This is a genomic window from Rariglobus hedericola (assembly GCF_007559335.1).
In the GTDB taxonomy this organism is placed as follows: Bacteria; Verrucomicrobiota; Verrucomicrobiia; order Opitutales; family Opitutaceae; genus Rariglobus; species Rariglobus hedericola.
Map to the genome: position 1 here is coordinate 25,016 of NZ_VMBG01000005.1, position 17,689 is coordinate 42,704.

The 17,689-nt window shown below is 59.7% G+C and carries 15 protein-coding genes and 1 tRNA gene; 10 read left to right on the forward strand and 6 right to left on the reverse strand.

Annotated features, from left to right (window positions below; all coding sequences use genetic code 11):
* Positions 1-73 precede the first annotated feature (73 nt).
* From groL to dnaK, 3 genes are all read right to left on the reverse strand, one after another.
* Entirely contained in the window at positions 74-1,711 is a 1,638-nt protein-coding gene (gene groL / locus FPL22_RS17390; RefSeq protein WP_144354315.1) for a chaperonin GroEL, read from the reverse strand.
* A gap of 46 nt (positions 1,712-1,757) precedes the next feature.
* A complete protein-coding gene (locus tag FPL22_RS17395) occupies positions 1,758-2,057 on the reverse strand; it encodes a co-chaperone GroES (RefSeq protein ID WP_144354316.1) in 300 nt (99 codons plus the stop codon).
* Between the two features lie 106 nt (positions 2,058-2,163).
* Complete coding sequence (gene dnaK, locus FPL22_RS17400; RefSeq protein WP_144354317.1) at positions 2,164-4,104, reverse strand: molecular chaperone DnaK; 1,941 nt, start codon at positions 4,102-4,104, stop codon at positions 2,164-2,166.
* A 290-nt stretch (positions 4,105-4,394) separates the two neighbouring features.
* Between dnaK and FPL22_RS17405 the strand changes: the two genes are divergently transcribed.
* From FPL22_RS17405 to FPL22_RS17425, 5 genes are all read left to right on the forward strand, one after another.
* A complete protein-coding gene (locus tag FPL22_RS17405) occupies positions 4,395-5,567 on the forward strand; it encodes an efflux RND transporter periplasmic adaptor subunit (protein WP_144354318.1) in 1,173 nt (390 codons plus the stop codon).
* Positions 5,564-8,653, forward strand: coding sequence for an efflux RND transporter permease subunit (locus FPL22_RS17410; RefSeq protein WP_144354319.1), 3,090 nt, complete (start codon positions 5,564-5,566; stop codon positions 8,651-8,653). Before FPL22_RS17405 ends, FPL22_RS17410 begins: the two co-directional genes overlap by 4 nt.
* 168 nt (positions 8,654-8,821) lie before the next feature.
* The gene (locus FPL22_RS17415) at positions 8,822-9,496 is read left to right on the forward strand and encodes an LON peptidase substrate-binding domain-containing protein (RefSeq protein WP_144354320.1); all 675 of its coding nucleotides are present in this window, start codon (positions 8,822-8,824) and stop codon (positions 9,494-9,496) included.
* Between the two features lie 230 nt (positions 9,497-9,726).
* Positions 9,727-10,440 (forward strand): hypothetical protein, encoded by a 714-nt coding sequence (locus FPL22_RS17420; RefSeq protein WP_144354321.1) that lies wholly within the window; start codon positions 9,727-9,729, stop codon positions 10,438-10,440.
* Entirely contained in the window at positions 10,422-11,051 is a 630-nt protein-coding gene (locus FPL22_RS17425; protein WP_144354322.1) for a Shedu anti-phage system protein SduA domain-containing protein, read from the forward strand. Before FPL22_RS17420 ends, FPL22_RS17425 begins: the two co-directional genes overlap by 19 nt.
* A gap of 479 nt (positions 11,052-11,530) precedes the next feature.
* On the opposite strand, the gene FPL22_RS17430 is transcribed toward FPL22_RS17425, so the two are convergent.
* A tRNA-Thr gene (locus FPL22_RS17430) sits at positions 11,531-11,605 on the reverse strand.
* Positions 11,606-11,668: 63 nt separating this feature from the next.
* On the opposite strand from FPL22_RS17430, the gene queA reads away from it, so the two are divergent.
* From queA to FPL22_RS17450, 4 genes are all read left to right on the forward strand, one after another.
* Positions 11,669-12,760, forward strand: a complete 1,092-nt coding sequence (gene queA, locus FPL22_RS17435; RefSeq protein ID WP_144354323.1) for a tRNA preQ1(34) S-adenosylmethionine ribosyltransferase-isomerase QueA — start codon at positions 11,669-11,671, stop codon at positions 12,758-12,760.
* Between the two features lie 54 nt (positions 12,761-12,814).
* On the forward strand, positions 12,815-13,132 hold the full coding sequence (locus FPL22_RS17440; RefSeq protein WP_144354324.1) for a hypothetical protein: 318 nt from the start codon (positions 12,815-12,817) through the stop codon (positions 13,130-13,132).
* Between the two features lie 10 nt (positions 13,133-13,142).
* On the forward strand, positions 13,143-13,757 hold the full coding sequence (locus tag FPL22_RS17445; RefSeq protein WP_144354325.1) for a YceI family protein: 615 nt from the start codon (positions 13,143-13,145) through the stop codon (positions 13,755-13,757).
* 161 nt (positions 13,758-13,918) lie between these two features.
* The gene (locus FPL22_RS17450) at positions 13,919-14,281 is read left to right on the forward strand and encodes a tetratricopeptide repeat protein (RefSeq protein ID WP_144354326.1); all 363 of its coding nucleotides are present in this window, start codon (positions 13,919-13,921) and stop codon (positions 14,279-14,281) included.
* Between the two features lie 68 nt (positions 14,282-14,349).
* On the opposite strand, the gene FPL22_RS17455 is transcribed toward FPL22_RS17450, so the two are convergent.
* Both FPL22_RS17455 and FPL22_RS17460 read right to left on the reverse strand, forming a co-directional pair.
* Positions 14,350-15,834: a flotillin family protein gene (locus FPL22_RS17455; RefSeq protein WP_144354327.1), complete on the reverse strand. Its 1,485-nt coding sequence runs from the start codon at positions 15,832-15,834 to the stop codon at positions 14,350-14,352.
* A 77-nt stretch (positions 15,835-15,911) separates the two neighbouring features.
* Positions 15,912-16,502, reverse strand: a complete 591-nt coding sequence (locus FPL22_RS17460; protein ID WP_144354328.1) for a hypothetical protein — start codon at positions 16,500-16,502, stop codon at positions 15,912-15,914.
* 133 nt (positions 16,503-16,635) lie between these two features.
* Between FPL22_RS17460 and FPL22_RS17465 the strand changes: the two genes are divergently transcribed.
* The gene (locus tag FPL22_RS17465; protein WP_144354329.1) at positions 16,636-17,616 is read left to right on the forward strand and encodes an acetyl-CoA carboxylase carboxyltransferase subunit alpha; all 981 of its coding nucleotides are present in this window, start codon (positions 16,636-16,638) and stop codon (positions 17,614-17,616) included.
* Positions 17,617-17,689: the final 73 nt, after the last annotated feature.

The window sequence follows — 17,689 nt, forward strand, 5'->3', positions numbered from 1 at the left end:
AACCGGCGCCCCGTGAGGAGCGCCGGTCTGGGAGTTGACTCGCGGATACGCGGGTCGGACTGGGATGGACCGATTAGTAGTCCATACCGCCGCCGTGGCCGCCCTGGGGCATGGCCGGAGCGGGGCTCTTGTCCGGGGCATCGGTGATGATGCACTCGGTGGTGAGGAGAAGGCCGGCGATGGACGCGGCGTTCTGCAGCGCGATGCGGGAAACCTTCGTCGGGTCAACCACGCCGGCCTTCACGAGGTCTTCATAAGCACCGGTCGCAACGTTGTAGCCGTTGGCACCCTTGCTCGCGAGGACCTGCTGGACGACGACGGCGCCTTCGACACCGGCGTTGAAGCAGAGCTGCTTGAGCGGGGCTTCGACGGCACGGCGGATGATCTGGGCGCCGAGCTTCTCGTCACCTTCGAGGGACGCGATGGCGGAATCGATGGCCTTGGAGGTGCGCAGGAGAGCGACACCACCGCCGGACACGATACCTTCAGCAACGGCCGCGCGGGTGGCGTGGAGGGCGTCTTCGACGCGCTGCTTCTTTTCCTTCATCTCGGACTCGGTGGTGGCACCGACGTTGATGACGGCGATACCGCCGGCGAGCTTGGCGAGACGCTCCTGGAGCTTCTCCTTGTCGTAGTCGCTGGTGGTTTCTTCGATCTGGCGGCGGATCTGTTTCACGCGGGCCTGGATGTCGGACGACTTGCCCGAACCCTTGATGATCGTGGTGTTTTCCTTGGCGACGACGATGCGGCCGGACTTGCCGAGGTCGGCGATGGTGACGTTCTCGAGCTTGATGCCGAGGTCCTCGGTGAGGAGGCGGCCGCCGGTGAGGACGGCGATGTCTTCGAGGATGGCCTTGCGGCGATCACCGAAGCCAGGGGCTTTGACGGCGACGACGTTGAGGGTGCCGCGGATCTTGTTAACGACGAGGGCGGCGAGGGCTTCACCTTCGACGTCTTCGGCGATGATGAGGAGGGGCTTGCCGGTCTTGGCGGTGGCCTGAAGGATCGGGAGAAACTCCTGGAGGTTGGAGATCTTCTTCTCGTGGATGAGGACGTAGGCGTCTTCGAGAATGGCTTCCTGGGTGTCGGAGTTGGTCGCGAAGTAGGGCGAGAGGTAGCCCTTGTCGAACTGCATGCCTTCGACGACGTCGAGGGTGGTCTCGATGGACTTGGCCTCTTCGACGGTGACGGTGCCGTCCTTGCCGACAGCAGCCATGGCTTCGGCGATCTTGTTACCAATCTCGGTGTCCCAGTTGGCGGACACGGTGGCGACCTGGCGGATTTCCTCGGTGTCGTTCACCTTCTTGGAAATGCGGGCGAGCTCGGTGACGGCGGCTTCAACAGCCTTGTCGATACCGCGCTTGAGGTAGATCGGGTTGGCACCGGCGGTGACGTGCTTGAGGCCTTCCTTGTAGATGGCTTCGGCGAGCACGGTGGCCGTGGTGGTGCCGTCGCCGGCAGCATCGTTGGTCTTGGAAGCGACTTCCTTCACCAGCTGGGCACCGATGTTCTCGTAGGGATCGGCGAGCTCGATTTCCTTGGCGACGGTGACGCCGTCCTTGGTGACGGCGGGGGAGCCGAATTTCTTGTCGATGACGACATTGCGGCCCTTGGGACCGAGGGTGACTTTGACAGCGCGGGCGAGGAGCTCGACGCCGCGGAGGATCTTCTGACGAGCAGCCTCGTCGAACAGGAGTTGTTTAGCAGCCATTATAAGAGATTAAGTTTAGAGATTAAGTTTAAGAGGAGTGAACGACTCAGGCGATGACGCCGAGGATGTCGTCTTCGCGAACGATCGTGTGTTTCACGTCGTCGATCTTCACTTCGCTGCCGCCGTATTTGGAGATGAGGACCTTGTCGCCGACCTTGACCTCGAAGGGAACGGACTTGCCGTTTTCGTCCTTCTTGCCGGTGCCGAGAGCAATGACTTCAGCCTCCTGCGGCTTTTCCTTGGCGGAGTCCGGGATGATGATGCCACCACGAACTTGTTCTTTGGTGTCCTCGAGCGGCTTCAAAAGAATGCGATCGCCGAGGGGCTTGAATTTAGCTTTGGCCATTTGGATTTAGATTTGGGTTTGGTTTGGGGAGTTGTGTATTCGTTTTTTAACGACGCCAGCCCGTTGGCACGAAGGCCGGCGGGCTGGCGAAAGTGAAAAAGAAGGGTTACTTCTTGTCGGACTTGTCTTCGTCCACGACTTCGAAGTCGGCATCGACAACGTCGGCCTTCTTCTCGGATTTCTTGGAGGAAGAACCGGCATCGCCCTCGGGGGCGGCGCCTTCAGGAGCAGCACCGGCTCCGGCAGCCTGCGCGGCGGCGTAGAGTTCGGAACCGACCTTCTGGAGGTTTTCCATGGCGGCCTTCATCTTGTCGGTGTCGTTGGACTCGAGGTCCTTCTTCGCATCGGCAAGCGCAGTCTCGATCTTGCCCTTCACGTCGGCGGGGAGCTTGTCACCGCTTTCCTTGAGGGTTTTCTCGAGGCCGTAGATGGAGCTGTCGAGCTGGTTGCGTGTCTCGACGCCTTCCTTGCGCTTGGAGTCTTCGGCGGCGTGGAGCTCGGCGTCCTTGGTCATCTTCTCGACCTCTTCCTTGGAAAGACCGGAAGAACCTTGGATGGTGATCTTCTGTTCCTTGCCGGTGCCGAGGTCTTTGGCGGAGACGTGGAGAATGCCGTTCGCGTCAATGTCGAAGGTGACCTCGATCTGCGGGGTGCCACGGGCGGCGGGCGGGATGCCGTCGAGCTTGAAGGTGCCGAGGTTCTTGTTGTCGCGGGCCATCGAACGCTCGCCTTGGAGGACGACGATTTCGACGCCGGGCTGGTTGTCCGCGTAAGTGGAGAACACCTGCGACTTCTTGGTCGGGATGGTGGTGTTGCGGGCGATCATCGGCGTGGAAACTTCACCGGCGGTCATGATGCCGAGGGTGAGCGGAGACACGTCGAGGAGGAGGACGTCTTTGACGTCACCCTTGAGCACGCCGCCCTGAATGGCTGCGCCGATGGCGACCACTTCGTCGGGGTTCACGCCCTGGTGGGCGGCCTTGCCGGCGAGCTTGTTGGCGATTTCGACAACCTTCGGCATACGGGTCATGCCGCCGACGAGAACGAGTTCGTCGATTTGCGAAGAGGTGAGGTCGGCGTCTTTCAAGCAGTTTTGGAACGGCTTGAGCGTGCGCTCGAAGAGGCTGTCGCAGACCTGCTCCATCTTGGCGCGGGTGAGCGTGACATTCATGTGCTTCGGACCGGAGGCGTCAGCAGTGATGAACGGGAGATTGATATCGACGGACTGTGTCGAGGAGAGGGCGATCTTGGCCTTCTCGGCTTCTTCCTTGAGGCGCTGGAGAGCCATCGGGTCCTTGCGGAGGTCGATGCCCTGCTCGGCCTTGAAGGAGTCAACGAGCCAGTTAATGAGGGTCTCGTCCCAGTTGTCGCCGCCGAGGTGGGTGTCGCCGTTGGTGGCTTTCACCTCGAACACGCCGTCACCGATTTCGAGGACGGACACGTCGAAGGTGCCGCCGCCCAAGTCGAACACGGCGATCTTCTCGTCTTTCTTTTTGTCGAGACCGTAGGCGAGCGAGGCGGCCGTGGGCTCGTTGATGATACGGAGGACTTCGAGACCGGCGATCTTGCCGGCGTCCTTGGTGGCCTGACGCTGCGCGTCGTTGAAATAAGCGGGGACCGTGATGACGGCCTGGGTGACCTTGTCGCCGAGGTAAGCTTCGGCGTCGGCCTTCAGCTTGCCGAGGACGAACGCGGCGATCTGCTGGGGGGCGAACTGCTCGGTTTTGTCACCGGACTGCACCTCGATGAAGGCGTCGCCGTTTTTGCCGGCCACGACTTTGTAAGGGAGATTCTTGGCCTCTTCGCTGACCTCGGTGAATTTACGACCGATCAGACGTTTGGCGGAGAAGATGGTGTTGCGCGGGTTGGTGACGGCCTGGCGTTTGGCGGCCTGACCGACGATGCGCTCACCGGTTTTGGTGAAAGCGACGACCGACGGGGTCGTGCGTGCGCCTTCAGCGTTAGGAATGACGACGGGCTCGCCGCCTTCCATCACGGACATACAGGAGTTAGTTGTTCCAAGATCGATACCAATAATTCGGCTCATAGTTAGGAGTTACCTAGCAGCCAACGTGCACTGCAGATCGCCTAATCTGCTATCAATTGTTAATTAGCATCTTAAAAAACATTAGCGCCCTATTCGATTCACGCCTAATGCACCAAAAACGCGCCACGCTGTCACACTTTGGGACAATTAAGGAACAACCCCGCCTCGCGTTTGACACAGCTGGCGCACGCGTATCTCTGTTCGCCCAATCATTTTGCCTCACAGTGGGCTACGTTGAGGTTTTTGACTGGACCTGAACCGCATGTATTCGCCCCCTTTTTTTCCACTTTATGAAGAATAGTCTCCGTTCCGTCGCGATGCTCGCGACCGCCCTAGGTGGCGTGATTTTGCTATCCGCCTGCGGCCAGAAAAAACCCGCCGCCGCCCCCCGTGCGATCAGCGTGGAGATCACCGAGGCGACCACGCGCGACGTGCCCATCTGGTTAAACGGAATTGGTAATGTGCAGGCCAACAACACCGTGACCGTCCGCCCTCGCGTGAGCGGCGAGCTCGAATCGATCCAGTTTACCGAAGGCCAGGAGATCAAGGTCGGCGACATCCTCGCCCAAATCGACTCCCGTCCTTACAAAGCCGCCCTCGCCCAAGCCCTCGCCCAGTTGGCCCAAAGCGAAGCGCAAAACGCCAACGATCTTCGCGAATACGAGCGCATCAAGGGTCTCGTCGCCACCAACACCGAGAGCCGCCAGCTCCTCGATCAGCGCGAAGCCACCCGTGCGCAGTCCGCCGCGCTCGTGCAGGCCGCGCAAGCCGCCGTGGACAACGCCAAGCTCAACCTCGATTTCACCACCGTCCGCGCTCCCATCGGCGGCCACACCGGCGTCCGTCTCCTCGACGCCGGCAACCTCGTCACCGCCAGCCAGAACAACGGCCTCGTCGTCATCACACAAACGAAGCCCATCTCGGTGCTCTTCACCCTGCCCCAACAATACTTCCTCGATATCCGCCGCGGCATCACCGCCGCCGGTGCGAACAACGCCCTGCCCGTCGAAGCCCTCGATGACGCCGGCCGCACCCTCGCCAGCGGCAAACTGGAACTCATCGACAACCAGATCGATACCAGCACCGGCACCCTCCGCTTGAAGGCGGTTTTCCCCAACGACGACCAAACCCTCTGGCCCGGCCAGTTCGTCAACGCCCGCGTCCTCGTGCAAACTCTGCCGCAAGCCCTCAACATCCCGACCGAAGCCGTGCAACCGGGTCTCGATGGTCCCTTCGCCTACGTCGTCAAAGCCGATTCCACCGTGGAACCGCGCAACCTGAAACTCGGCCCGTCCGTTAATGGTATCACCGTGGTCCAGTCCGGCCTCGCCGCAGGTGACCGCGTCGTGCGCGAAGGTCAGAATAAACTCGAACCCGGTTCCCGAGTTGAACTCGCCAAACCCACCCCCGCGCCCGCCTCCGCCGCGTCCGGTTCAGCCAACACCCCTGCCGCCGCGAAATGAGCCTCTCGACTCCGTTCATCCGTCGGCCGATCGCCACCACGCTGCTCACGATCGGTCTCTTCATCATCGGCCTCATCGCGTTCCCGCTCCTCCCGGTCGCACCGCTCCCGCAGGTCGAGTTCCCGACGATCCAGATTTCCGCCAATCTCCCCGGAGCCAGCCCCGAGACGATGGCTTCGTCCGTCGCCACGCCCCTTGAGAACCAGTTGGCCCAGATCGCCGGCATCACCCAGATGTCGTCCACCAGCACGCTCGGCTCCACGTCGATCACGCTCCAGTTCGACCTCGATATCGCGATCAACTCCGCCGCGCAGGAGGTCCAGTCAGCCATCAACGCCGCCGGCGGACAACTTCCCGAGGATCTCCCCTCACCCCCGACCTACCGCAAGGTCAACCCCGCCGACGCCCCCATCATGATCCTGAGCGTGCGTTCCGACGTGCTCCCGCTCACCGAGGTCAGCGACTACGCCAACAACGTCGTCGCCCAACAGCTTTCCCAACTCCCCGGCATTTCCCAGGTCACCGTCGCCGGCCAGCTGAAGCCCGCCGTCCGCGTCCAGGTTGACCCCGCCCGCCTCGCCTCCCTCGGCCTCAGCATGGAAGACGTGCGCGGCGTCATCGCCAGCGCCACCATCAATTCCCCCAAGGGCAACCTCGACGGCGACCGTCAGAGTCTCGCCATCTACGCCAACGACCAGCTCGTCACCGCCGCGCCTTACAACGACCTCGTCATCGCCTATCGCAACGGCGCTCCCATCCGCGTCCGCGACATCGGCCGCGCCATCGACGGCCCCGAGAACGTCCGCTCCGCCGCCTGGCTCCAGGGCAAACGCGGCGTCGGTCTCATCATTTTCAAGCAGAGTAACGCCAACGTCATCGAGACCGTCGAACGCATCCGCGCACTCATTCCCGCACTCCAGGACTCCGTCCCGCCCGCCCTGAAGGTCGAGGTCCTCATCGACCGCACCGGCACCATTCGAGCCTCCGTCGCCGAGGTTGAGCTGCACCTCGTGCTTACGATGATTCTGGTCACCGTGGTCGTGTTCGCATTCCTCCGCGATCTGCGCGCCACCCTCATCTCCAGCGTCGTCGTGCCCATCTCGATCGTTTCGACGTTCGCCGTGATGTATGCGCTCGGCTACAGCCTGAACAATCTCTCGCTGATGGCCCTCACCATCACGGTCGGCTTCGTCATCGACGACGCCATCGTGATGCTCGAAAACATCTACCGCCACATCGAGGATGGCATGAAGCCCATGGACGCCGCGCTGAAGGGCGCCAAGGAGATCGGCTTCACGATTCTCTCCATCACGCTCTCGCTCGTCGCTGTATTCATTCCGGTATTACTGATGGGCGGCATCATCGGCCGCCTCTTCCGCGAATTCGCCGTCACCGTCACCATCGCCGTGCTCATCTCGGCCTTCGTGTCGCTCACGTTCATCCCGATGCTCAGCTCGCTTTACTTGCGACCGCATCATCCGCCCAAGGGCAACACCCTCCGCGCCCGTCTCGACCGCTTCCTCGAGGGCACGCTCACCGGCATGGAATCAATCTACGCCCGCGGCGTGCGTTTTGTGCTCGCCCACCAACGCACCACCCTCGTTTCGCTTCTCCTCACGTTTGCCCTCACCGCCGCCGTCTTCATCAAGATGCCCAAGGGCTTTTTCCCCGAGCAGGACACCGGCTTCATCACGTCCACCATCGAGGCCGCCCCCGACATTTCCTTCACCGCCATGAACGGTCGCATGGAACAGGTTGTCGCCATCATCCAGGCCGATCCCTCCGTCGAGGCGTTCCAAGCTTTCCTCGGACGCGGCGGCGGCAGCGCCAACACCGGCCGCGCTTTCATCAACCTCAAGCCCCGCGGACAACGCGATCCCGTCAACACCGTGATGACGCGCCTCCGCCAAAAGATTAACGCCATCCCCGGCATCGCCTTCTTCCCGCAGTCGCGCCAAGACCTGCGCATCGGCGGACTTTCCTCGAAGACTCAGTATCAATACACGTTGCGCGACGTCAGCTCCGACATCCTCAACGACTGGGCTCCACGCATCCAAGCCCGCCTCGCCGAGCTCCCGCAGTTACGCGACGTCACCTCCGACCAGGAATCCAACGCGCCCGCGCTCACCGTCGAGATCGACCGCCAGGCCGCCTCTCGTTTCGGCATCCCCGCCTCCGCCATCAACCAAGCACTCTACAACGCATTCGGCCAACGCCAGATCACTCAGTTCTACACGCAGGTCAGCCAATACAAGGTCATCATCGAGGTTCCGCCCGAGCAGCAGGCCGACACCTCGACCTTCTCGCGGTTGTTCCTCACCTCGCCGCTCACCGGCGGACAAGTCCCGCTCTCCTCCCTCGTGAAAGTGGACCCGCGCGCCACCAAGCCGCTCTCGATAAATCACCTCGGCCAATATCCTTCGGTCACGATCTCCTTCAACCTCGCGCCCAACGTGGCCCTCGGCGAGGCCGTCACCGCCATCGAACGCGCCAGCAACGACCTCGGCTCGCCCGCCACGCTCACCGGCAGTTTCCAAGGTTCGGCGCAGGCCTTCCAGGATTCGCTCAAATCGCAACCGCTCCTGATCCTCGCCGCCATCGTCGCGATCTACATCATCCTCGGCATGCTCTACGAGAGCTACATCCACCCGCTCACGATCCTCTCGACGCTTCCCTCCGCCGGACTCGGTGCCTTGCTCACCTTGTGGGCCTTTGGCCACGACCTCGGCGTCATCGCCATCATCGGCATTCTTCTGCTCATCGGCATCGTGAAAAAGAACGCCATCATGATGATCGACTTCGCCATCGAAGCCGAACGCGAACGCAAGATGTCGCCGCACGACGCGATCTACGAAGCGTGCTTGAAACGTTTCCGTCCGATCATGATGACCACGCTCGCCGCGATGATCGGCGGCATCCCCTTGGCCCTCGGCCACGGCGACGGCTCCGAACTCCGCCAACCGCTCGGCTACGCGATCGTCGGCGGCCTCATCCTCAGTCAGATGCTCACCCTGTTCACCACACCCGTGGTCTATCTCGCCTTCGACCGCCTCGCCCACCGCCGCCGCAAACCCGCCGCAGGCTGAGTTGAGACAGGATTAACAGGATAGGATCAGGATATCGAACCTCCGAACCATCCTGTTTTTATCCCCGATCCCATCCTGTCCAAAACTCCGACTCGGTGTCTGTAGTTTAAACCTCCGAGTCTGCCTCGGAGAGTTGATTTCCCCTCACTCGTCCCCACGTTCTTCCCCATGGAAATGGAAATCGTGGTGCCCGACGAAGTGCCGATGATGACGCTGCCCAACCTCGCGTTTTTCCCGCAAGCGTTGCTCCCGTTGCACATCTTCGAACCGCGTTACCGAGAGATGCTCGGAGACGTTCTCGCCGCCAACCGTCTCTTCGCCGTCGGCGGACTCAACCCGCGCAAGCCCGACGACTTCGAGTCGCCCCACCGCATCGCAACCATGGGCATTGTCCGCGCCTGTCAGGAAAACAAAGACGGCACGTCCAATCTCCTCCTCCAAGGCCTGGTCCGCGTGCGCATCGAAAATATCATCCGCGAAGAACCCTACCGCACCGTGAGCATCCGTGCGCTCAGCAGTGAAGCCGGTGCCGACGAAGAGGAAAACCTGAAGCTCCGCGCCCGCCTCTCCCGCCTGCTCTCCACGCGTCAGCGCCTCAGCGGAGAAGCCTCCAGCGAGCTCAGCCGTTTTCTAAAATCCGTTCACGACCCCGAGATCTTCGTCGATCTGGCGGCGTTCAGTTTCTGCGAAAACCCGCGTCTCAAGCAAAAGCTCCTGGAAACCCTCAACGTCCACCAACGCCTCGCGCTCTTCACCGAAGACGTCCGCGCCGACATTGAATCGATCAAGCTCCGCCAGAAACTCCAAGGCGGCCTGTCCAACGACCACATCGCTGATAATTGAAGATGCCGTCGCGGACAGCGACTTCCTATCTTTAACTTTGCCAAAACGTTATTGAGTTTTGCAAAGAGCCGGCATTGCCTTTTGTCATGCAAACGGTTTTTCGGCCAGTCAGCATAAGGCACTTATTTTCATATTATGACAAAGCGTGCCGGCAATGTAACAAGTAACGGCCCGACCCCTTTGGATTAACCCAACGAATTGAGAAAACCTCAGTTTAAAACCCCAAAATTATGATTGAATGGTTAAACGACAACGCCGGCGCTGTAATGGCACTTTTGACTTTGGTTTACGTTGCGGCAACTATCGCATTAGTTGTGCTCGCAAATCGTCAGATCGCTTCGGCATTGACCATGGAACGCTCGCGCCTACGTGCGAACCTGACTTGGACTGTAACAATCGAACAGTTCTCCCTTTTTATTAAACTCGCAAATACAGGCCAGACTCCCGCAACAAATATAAAAATTAGTTTAGATCAGAACCTCAAATCGGTTTTCGGGGGAAAAGGAGAATTTCCTGCCACTAAACGCGAGGTCCCAATTCATTTTATAGAAAAAGGAATTCAATCATTACCTGCATCGGGATCCGTCGATGCATTAGTTGGTTTTTGGGAGCGAGTAGAAGAGGCCTACCCAGAGCTAATTTGGACCGGCAGCATGTCTTTTACTGATGTTTGGGGTAAGCAACACACGAATCCCATTATATTAGATGCAACCCCATACAGGGACCGCATTACGATTACTAAAAATGGAATGCATGAAATACATACTGTTCTTGAAAAAATCGAACGAACACTGAACCATATATCCACTGGATACAGTAAGCCTCTAATTAGAACAATTAAAGAAGAAGACTACACTGCCCAGAGATTAGAAGAGTTCACCAAAGCGCGCGCGGCGCTTGAAGCCCACAATTCAGGCAACAACGAATGCAACAAAGTAACTTAAAAACCAAAGAACTATTAGCAGTGCTGGATAATAACGATGGTGAAAGAGCCCTTTGCGAGTTCCTAGTAATCAACCCGTATGTGCTACTGGAATCATTGCGATATATAGGGAATCCAACCCGAATTATCGCACAATTCCCATTAGGCAACGACTTCATTTCCGACTTTGTTGTGATAGCTCCTTTTAGTGGAGCATTTGAAATCAAATTCATCGAGATTGAGCCTCCAAAATCTCCCTTCTTTAATCAAAACGGCAGTCTTTCTCAGCGCGCCAACAAAGCACTAGAACAAGTAAACAGCTGGAAAACATATATAACAAAGAACCGCCCTCAGTTGCTACGAGACCTAAAAAGATACGCAAACGAAAAGGATTTAATCCGAAAGCACAATGTGGATGACGCGTTAACATGCTCCGCAGGTATCGAGATCCACCACCCACAAATTGCATTATACTTCACCTTCGACATAATAATGAGCCGGCGCTCATTGCTAGATGCACGAGATTTAGAAAAAAAAGCTGAATTCAAAAACAACAACGATGTATCGCTAATATCTTGTGATCGACTACTGCAAGGCGCAGAAAGAATTGATCGAAATCCTCAAATATATTAATTATAATCTTTTTACCCCAAATTGAGTCAGGTGATTTCAAGTCAAAAATCAGCCGTGCACTTCCAAATAGAGAATAATTTTAGAGAATCGATTTTCATCACTAACTGGAAATAGTGCCGATATATAACATCCGGCGAATTTCCAGCCTCCTTGGCAACGCGCACCTCGTCCCCGATCATTGCCAGGCGATAGGAAATCCAACTGTGGCGGCAAATGTCCTCTTGCCACTCGACCACCTCGCGGATCTTCCGTGAATCTGAAGACGTATTGATCAAGGGCAGGTGTCGGTCCCTTGAGCATTTTAGCCAAGACAAGAGCGCCGGCTCGATAGGAACCACGCGCACGGCACGACGGCCGCGGATCTTCCCCCGCCCTAGTTTAGCGCGGTGCACCAAAAGTGGACTGAACTTCTGTCCACTTTGTCACGTTTGGCACTTTGGAGGGTTCGGGGACTACGCCCCGTTTTACCTCTCAAACACTGGAGCCGATGGTCGGGATCGAACCGACGACCTGCGGTTTACGATACCGCTGCTCTACCACTGAGCTACATCGGCCTTGCAGAGAAGGAACGGAAGAAACTCGCCCTGATTGCAATCGCAAGCCTCATTTTCCCTCCCGTGCCGCTCTCGACCGACCTCTTCGATTATACCCTGCCTCCCCACCTCGTCGCGCAAACACCTGCCGCGCGCCGCGACGCCTCGCGCCTGATGGTCGTCAATCGCGCCAGTCGCACCGTCTCGCACCACACGTTTGCCGATCTGCCGCAGTTTCTCCGCGCCGGAGACACCCTCTTTCGCAACAACGCCGCGGTTCTCCCCGCCCGCCTTCATGCCAAACGCCCCACCGGTGGCGTGATCGAGTGCCTTCTGCTCCGTCCCGATACCACGCATGGCGACAACGTCTGGTGGTGCCTCGTCCGCCCCGGGAAAAAACTTCCTGTCGATGCGACGTTTGCCCACGGCGACGACTTTTCGGGTAAAATCCTCGCCAAAGATCCCGAGGGCGCCGCGCTCATCCGCTTCACCACGCCCGCCGGTCAGTCCATCGTCGATGTGGCCAACCGCCTCGGCGACGTCCCCCTCCCGCCTTACATCGAGCGCGCCGATCCGACCGCCGATCGTCCGCGTGACATCGAGCGCTACCAAACCGTTTACGCCGACCGTGGCCGCCAGGTCGCCGTCGCCGCGCCCACCGCCGGACTCCATTTCACGCCCGAGTTGCTCGCCACCCTCGCCTCGCAAGGCGTCGACGCCGCCGAGGTCACGCTCCACGTGGGCCTCGGCACCTTCAAACCCATCGACGCCGCCACCGTCGAGGATCACGCCATCCACCGCGAACTCTACGAACTCCCCGTCGCCACCCAGCGCGCGCTTTTCCCCGCCACGCGCACCGCGAGCGGCCGTCGTATCGCCGTGGGCACTACAACCGTGCGCTCGGTCGAGGACTTTCTCTCGAAGCATTCCTCGGCGCTCGATCACCCGCATTTCGCCGAGGCCGGCATTTTCATTTATCCGCCGCGCACCTTCGCCGGAGTGGATGCGCTGATCACCAACTTTCACCAGCCCCGCTCCACGTTACTCTGCCTCATCTCGGCGTTTCTTACTCCCGGTTCGACCGAGGGCATCGCCTGGTTCAAGGAAATCTACGCCGAGGCCATCGCCCGCGAATACCGGTTCTTCAGCTACGGCGACGCGATGCTGATTCTGTAAATCATCCGCTCACTTGCTCTTTTACCGGCAACGGATTGCCTCAGCGGAATTCGCATGACCACACCCGCTCCGGCCACCGAATCCAACTCCGCCCCTGCCGGCATCGCGGCCTGGCGTATTCTCCTGCGCATGCTGGCGGGATTTTTTGCGATGTTCTCCTTCGCTTTCTGGGCTGCCGCGGGTTGGAACCTCGGCTGGACCAAGACCCAGATTCCCATGAAGCAGATCGACGAGGTCACCGGCATCGAGTTTGTGACATATAAGGATCATTTTATGCCCGGCGTGGAACTCTTCGGCCCGGCGCTTTTCCTCTGTCTCGTCCTCTTCGCGATCACTTTCATCCGGCGTAAAAAACCCGCCGGCCGCAGTTAATCTTCCTATTATGAAACCCACCCTGCTCCTCGCCTCGCTCGCCCTCGCCACGTCCCTCACCGCCGCCCCGACTTCCTTCGATTTCAAGGATCCGAAAGGCGTCAACGCCGTCCAGTTTCACCTCGATTCCCTGCTCGAGCCGATCTCCGGCACCGCCAGCGGAGTCACCGGCACCGTGAGCTTCGACCCCGAAGCTCCTGCGGCCACCACCGGCAAGATCGTGATCGAAGCCGCGTCGCTCAAGGTCTCCAACTCGACCATGACCGGCCACCTCCTTAGCGACGGTTGGATCGACGCCAAGGGCAGCCCCGAAATCACCTTCGAACTGGTGAAACTCGACAACGCAAAGACCACCGGCACCACCACGACCGCCGACGCCACGGGCAAATTTACGCTTAAGGGAGTGACCAAGGAAATCACCGTGCCGGTCAAACTCACCTACCTCGCCGGCCAGTTCGGCAAGCGCATCGGCAAGCCCGAGATGGGCGGCGACCTGCTGGTCGTGCGCGGCGAATTCACCATCAACCGCGGCGACTACGGAATCAAACCCGGCGAGAACGAGGACAAGGTCTCCAACGAGATCAAACTCACCCTCGCCATCGTCGGCAGCGCCCCGAAGGCCTGAGTCTCGTTTCAGCCACTGTTGAGCCGGCCGCAATCACGGCCGGCTTTTTTATTTGTCTCGCGAAGGACACGAAGGCCGCGAAGTAAGAAACCGCTACACGGCCTTTCTTTTCCGAACCTTCGCCTCCTTTCCATCCTTCGCGAGACCCTCCTTCCGATCCCATGACCGACGCCGAACTCCAGACTCTGATCGAAGACGCCACGTTTGATTACACGATGGGTGACACCGACGCGGCCTTGGCCAAACTCGCCCGCGCCACCGAAGCCGCGCCCGCATCCTTCGAAGCCTGGCACGCGCTGGCGGAAATCCATTTCAGCCTGCGCCGTTTTGACGACGCGCTGCACGCCGCCGAAAAAGCCCACGCCGTGCGCAGCGACGATCTGTTCATCAACACCACGCTGTCACGCATCTGGATGGAAAAAGGCGACAAGGCCACCGCCGAGAAATACGGCGCGCAGGCCAAGATTCTCAGCTGGAAAGACCAGCTCAAGAACCCCGAGGCCCATCAGGGCGGCGTGCAGTAAATCTTAATTGGCACAAAAAAGGCCGGAGCCCGTGAATCACGGAACTCCGGCTTTTTTATAGCATCCGCTTAAGAGGCGTCCGGCGCCTTGTCCGTCGCAGGAGCAGCCGGAGCGGGCTTCGCATCCGTGCCAAGGAACGACGGCAGGTTCAGACCCACGCTCTTCGCGAGTTCGTTGATCGGCAGCACGCCTTTGTAGAGGTCCTGCACGAACTGGCCAGGGCCGGCGGACGCACCGCCACCACCCGCGCCGCCGCCCATGACGATGACCTTTTCGAACGTGAGGCCCCGGATCGCGCCCGCTTGGATCTCGGCGATGCGCACGATATTTTCGGCGATGAGGAGCTGCGTGGCACCAGCCGTGTCGTCGGCGACGCGGAGGAGCTTTTCAAAGCCCTGCGCTTTCGCGTCGAGCAACGCGCGCGTGCCCTCGGCTTCGGCCGTAAGTTTGGCTTGGATACCGGAGGCCTCGGCGGAGAGCTTCGCGCGGATACCAGCGGCTTCGCCTTCGGCAACGCGTTTCACGCCCTCGGCTTCGGCATCCTTTTGAATGATGTAAGCGGCGGACTGACCCTTCTGGAGAATCTCGGACTGGGCGGCCTTGGCCTCGGCGTCGATGCGCACGCGCTGTTTGTCCACCTCGGCCTTCACGATCTGGTCGGCCTGCTGGGCGGCCTTGTCGCGGTCGGCACGGGCGAGTTCGGCTTCCTGCTGGGCTTTGTAGCCTTCTTGGAGGACGCGGGCCGAGGCGACCTGTTGGGCGGCTTCAGTGCGGCGTTTCGCCTCGGCTTGGTCGAAGGCCAGGTCGGCATCGGACTTCGCGATCACGGATTGCGCGGTGTTCTGACCGCGTTTGGCTTCGGCCTGGGCGGTGGCCACGCGGATGGCCTGATCACGCTCAGCTTCGGCACGACCGATGGAGCCGCGCTGATTTTCCTGGGCGACCTTGATGTGCGCATCGTTGATCGCGCGGGCGGCGGATTCCTTGCCGAGCGCGTCGATGTAACCGGACTGGTCTTTGATGTCGCGGATGTTGCCGTTGATCATGCGAAGACCGACCTTGTGGAGCTCGACTTCGACGCCCTTGGTGATCGCGGCGATGAGCTTTTCGCGGTCGTTGTTGATTTCCTCGATGGTCATCGAGGCAAACACAACGCGCATCTGGCCCATGATGATTTCGGCGGCGAGCTGCTGGACCTCGTCGAGCGAACGACCAAGCAGGCGCGTGGCGGCGTTTTGCATGACCTCAGGATCGGTGGAAATACCGATGGTGAAAGAGGCCGGAGCATCGATACGGATGTTCTGGCTGGAGAGCGCGCCGCGCAGCTCGATGTCGAGCGTGATGGGCGTAAGATCCAGGTATTGGTAGCTCTGCAGGACGGGCATCACGAAGGTGGCTCCGCCGTGGTAGCACTTGGAGGAAAGGCCGCTGGCGACCTTACCGTAGACCACGAGGATCTTGTCGGGAGGGCACATGCGATAACGCGAGAGGAGCGTCAGGCCGACGATCATCACGAAGAGAACGGCGAGGGAAATGGCGATAATTTCGATCATTGAAGGGACGAGTTGGAGTTGGACTGGAAAGTGAAACGAAGCGGAAACGAGAAAGACGGATACGGGTCGCGAGTGCCTTAGAGCGGCTCGACCAGCACGGTGCGCGGGTCGACGATCTGGATGACCTTTACGCGCTCGCCACTCGGAATTGCCCGGTCTGTGACGTTGAGCGCGGCAAAAGTTTCCTGACGTCCGTGAAAGCTCACGACGACCTGGCCGCCGGAGCCCTTGGACGGAGGGAGCGTGATGTAAACGGTGCCGGTGGCGTTGAGCGCATCGTCGATTCGCACGGTTCCATCGCTACGCATGCTTTGAATGGCGCGGAACATCGCGACGATGATTCCCATGAGGATGCCGCCGGAAACAATCGCGATGACCGTCGCGGCGAAGAGCCCCAGGCCGTTGTCGAGTGCAAGACCGCCGGCCCAGCCGAAGCCGAGAAAGAAACCCGTCAGCGGTTTTATGGAGAAGATGCCGCCGCCATCACCGGTATCGGCGTCGCCGATGGCATCTATGCTGTCGTGATGGTCAAAACCGATCATCGACAGAACGGCGAGAATCACGGCCACGACACCAGCGATGATGCCGAATCCGTAGAACACCTGCCGCGCGAGGTTGAGTTCATCCCACCACTGCGACACTTGAGTTAGCAAAGCGAGGGTTGTCATTTAAGCGTTTGGAGTATCGCAGATAGCGCAGGCGTCCAACATTACAATGTCGATTGCAATTTCGACGCAAAAAGCAATGGAATGCCGCCAATTGACACACGCCAAGCCGTCGCCCTAGCCTTCCCCGCTTCACATGGAAAAACCCGCTTACACACTCGAGTTCGAGAAGCCCCTGCGCGATCTGAGCGCCCAGCTTGAGCAGCTCAGCCAGCAATCCCTCGAGAACAACCTCGACCTGGCCAGCGAAATCGCCGGCATCGAACGCAAGATCGCCGCAACCCAGCGTGAGATTTATTCCAGTCTCACCCCGTGGCAGAAGGTCCAGATCGCCCGTCATCCCAAGCGTCCCTACGCCCTCGATTACGTGAACCTCCTTTGCGAAGGTTTCGTCGAGTTGCACGGCGACCGCCAGTTCAACGACGACCGCGCCCTCATCGGCGGCACCGCATTTTTCAATGGTGAGGCCGTCATGATCATCGCCCAGCAGAAGGGCCGTGAAACCAAGGAAAAGATCGCCCGTAATTTCGGCATGCCCCAGCCCGAAGGCTACCGGAAGGCCCTTCGCTTGATGAAAATGGCCGAGAAATTCGGTCTGCCCGTCATCACCTTTATCGACACCCCCGGCGCCTATCCCGGCCTCGGTTCCGAAGAGCGCCACGTCTCCGAAGCCATCGCGACCAACCTCCGCGAGATGGCCATGCTCCGCGTTCCCTCGATCTCCATCGTCGTCGGCGAAGGCGGCTCGGGCGGCGCCCTCGGCATCGGCGTGACCGACCGCGTGCTCATTTTCGAAAACAGCTACTACTCCGTCATCTCGCCCGAAGGTTGCGCGGCGATCCTCTGGAAAGATCCGGCCGCCGCCCCGAAGGCCGCCGAAGCCCTCAAGCTCAACGCCGACCAGCTGGAAAAACTCGGCGTGGTCGACGAAGTCATCGCGGAGCCATTTGGTGGCGCGCACAACGACTACGCCAAGGCCGCCGCCACGTTGCGCTACGCGTTACACAAGCATCTCAACGACCTGCGCGGCCTCAAGGGCGATGCGCTCCTCGATGCGCGCTACGAGCGTTACCGCCGCCTCGGCATCTACGAAGAAGCCGGCGTGGTGCACAACTGACGCGAAAACCTGAAACTTTGAAACCTGAGGCCTGAAGTTCTGACTTTTCAGGTTTCAAGTTTCAGCCTTCAGG

Coding starts and splice junctions, on each gene's coding strand:
- groL (WP_144354315.1), bottom strand. CDS start 1,711: ATGGCTGCTAAACAACTCCTGTTCGACGAGGCTGCTCGTCAGAAGATC.
- FPL22_RS17395 (WP_144354316.1), bottom strand. CDS start 2,057: ATGGCCAAAGCTAAATTCAAGCCCCTCGGCGATCGCATTCTTTTGAAG.
- dnaK (WP_144354317.1), bottom strand. CDS start 4,104: ATGAGCCGAATTATTGGTATCGATCTTGGAACAACTAACTCCTGTATG.
- FPL22_RS17405 (WP_144354318.1), top strand. CDS start 4,395: ATGAAGAATAGTCTCCGTTCCGTCGCGATGCTCGCGACCGCCCTAGGT.
- FPL22_RS17410 (WP_144354319.1), top strand. CDS start 5,564: ATGAGCCTCTCGACTCCGTTCATCCGTCGGCCGATCGCCACCACGCTG.
- FPL22_RS17415 (WP_144354320.1), top strand. CDS start 8,822: ATGGAAATGGAAATCGTGGTGCCCGACGAAGTGCCGATGATGACGCTG.
- FPL22_RS17420 (WP_144354321.1), top strand. CDS start 9,727: ATGATTGAATGGTTAAACGACAACGCCGGCGCTGTAATGGCACTTTTG.
- FPL22_RS17425 (WP_144354322.1), top strand. CDS start 10,422: ATGCAACAAAGTAACTTAAAAACCAAAGAACTATTAGCAGTGCTGGAT.
- FPL22_RS17440 (WP_144354324.1), top strand. CDS start 12,815: ATGACCACACCCGCTCCGGCCACCGAATCCAACTCCGCCCCTGCCGGC.
- FPL22_RS17445 (WP_144354325.1), top strand. CDS start 13,143: ATGAAACCCACCCTGCTCCTCGCCTCGCTCGCCCTCGCCACGTCCCTC.
- FPL22_RS17450 (WP_144354326.1), top strand. CDS start 13,919: ATGACCGACGCCGAACTCCAGACTCTGATCGAAGACGCCACGTTTGAT.
- FPL22_RS17455 (WP_144354327.1), bottom strand. CDS start 15,834: ATGATCGAAATTATCGCCATTTCCCTCGCCGTTCTCTTCGTGATGATC.
- FPL22_RS17460 (WP_144354328.1), bottom strand. CDS start 16,502: ATGACAACCCTCGCTTTGCTAACTCAAGTGTCGCAGTGGTGGGATGAA.
- FPL22_RS17465 (WP_144354329.1), top strand. CDS start 16,636: ATGGAAAAACCCGCTTACACACTCGAGTTCGAGAAGCCCCTGCGCGAT.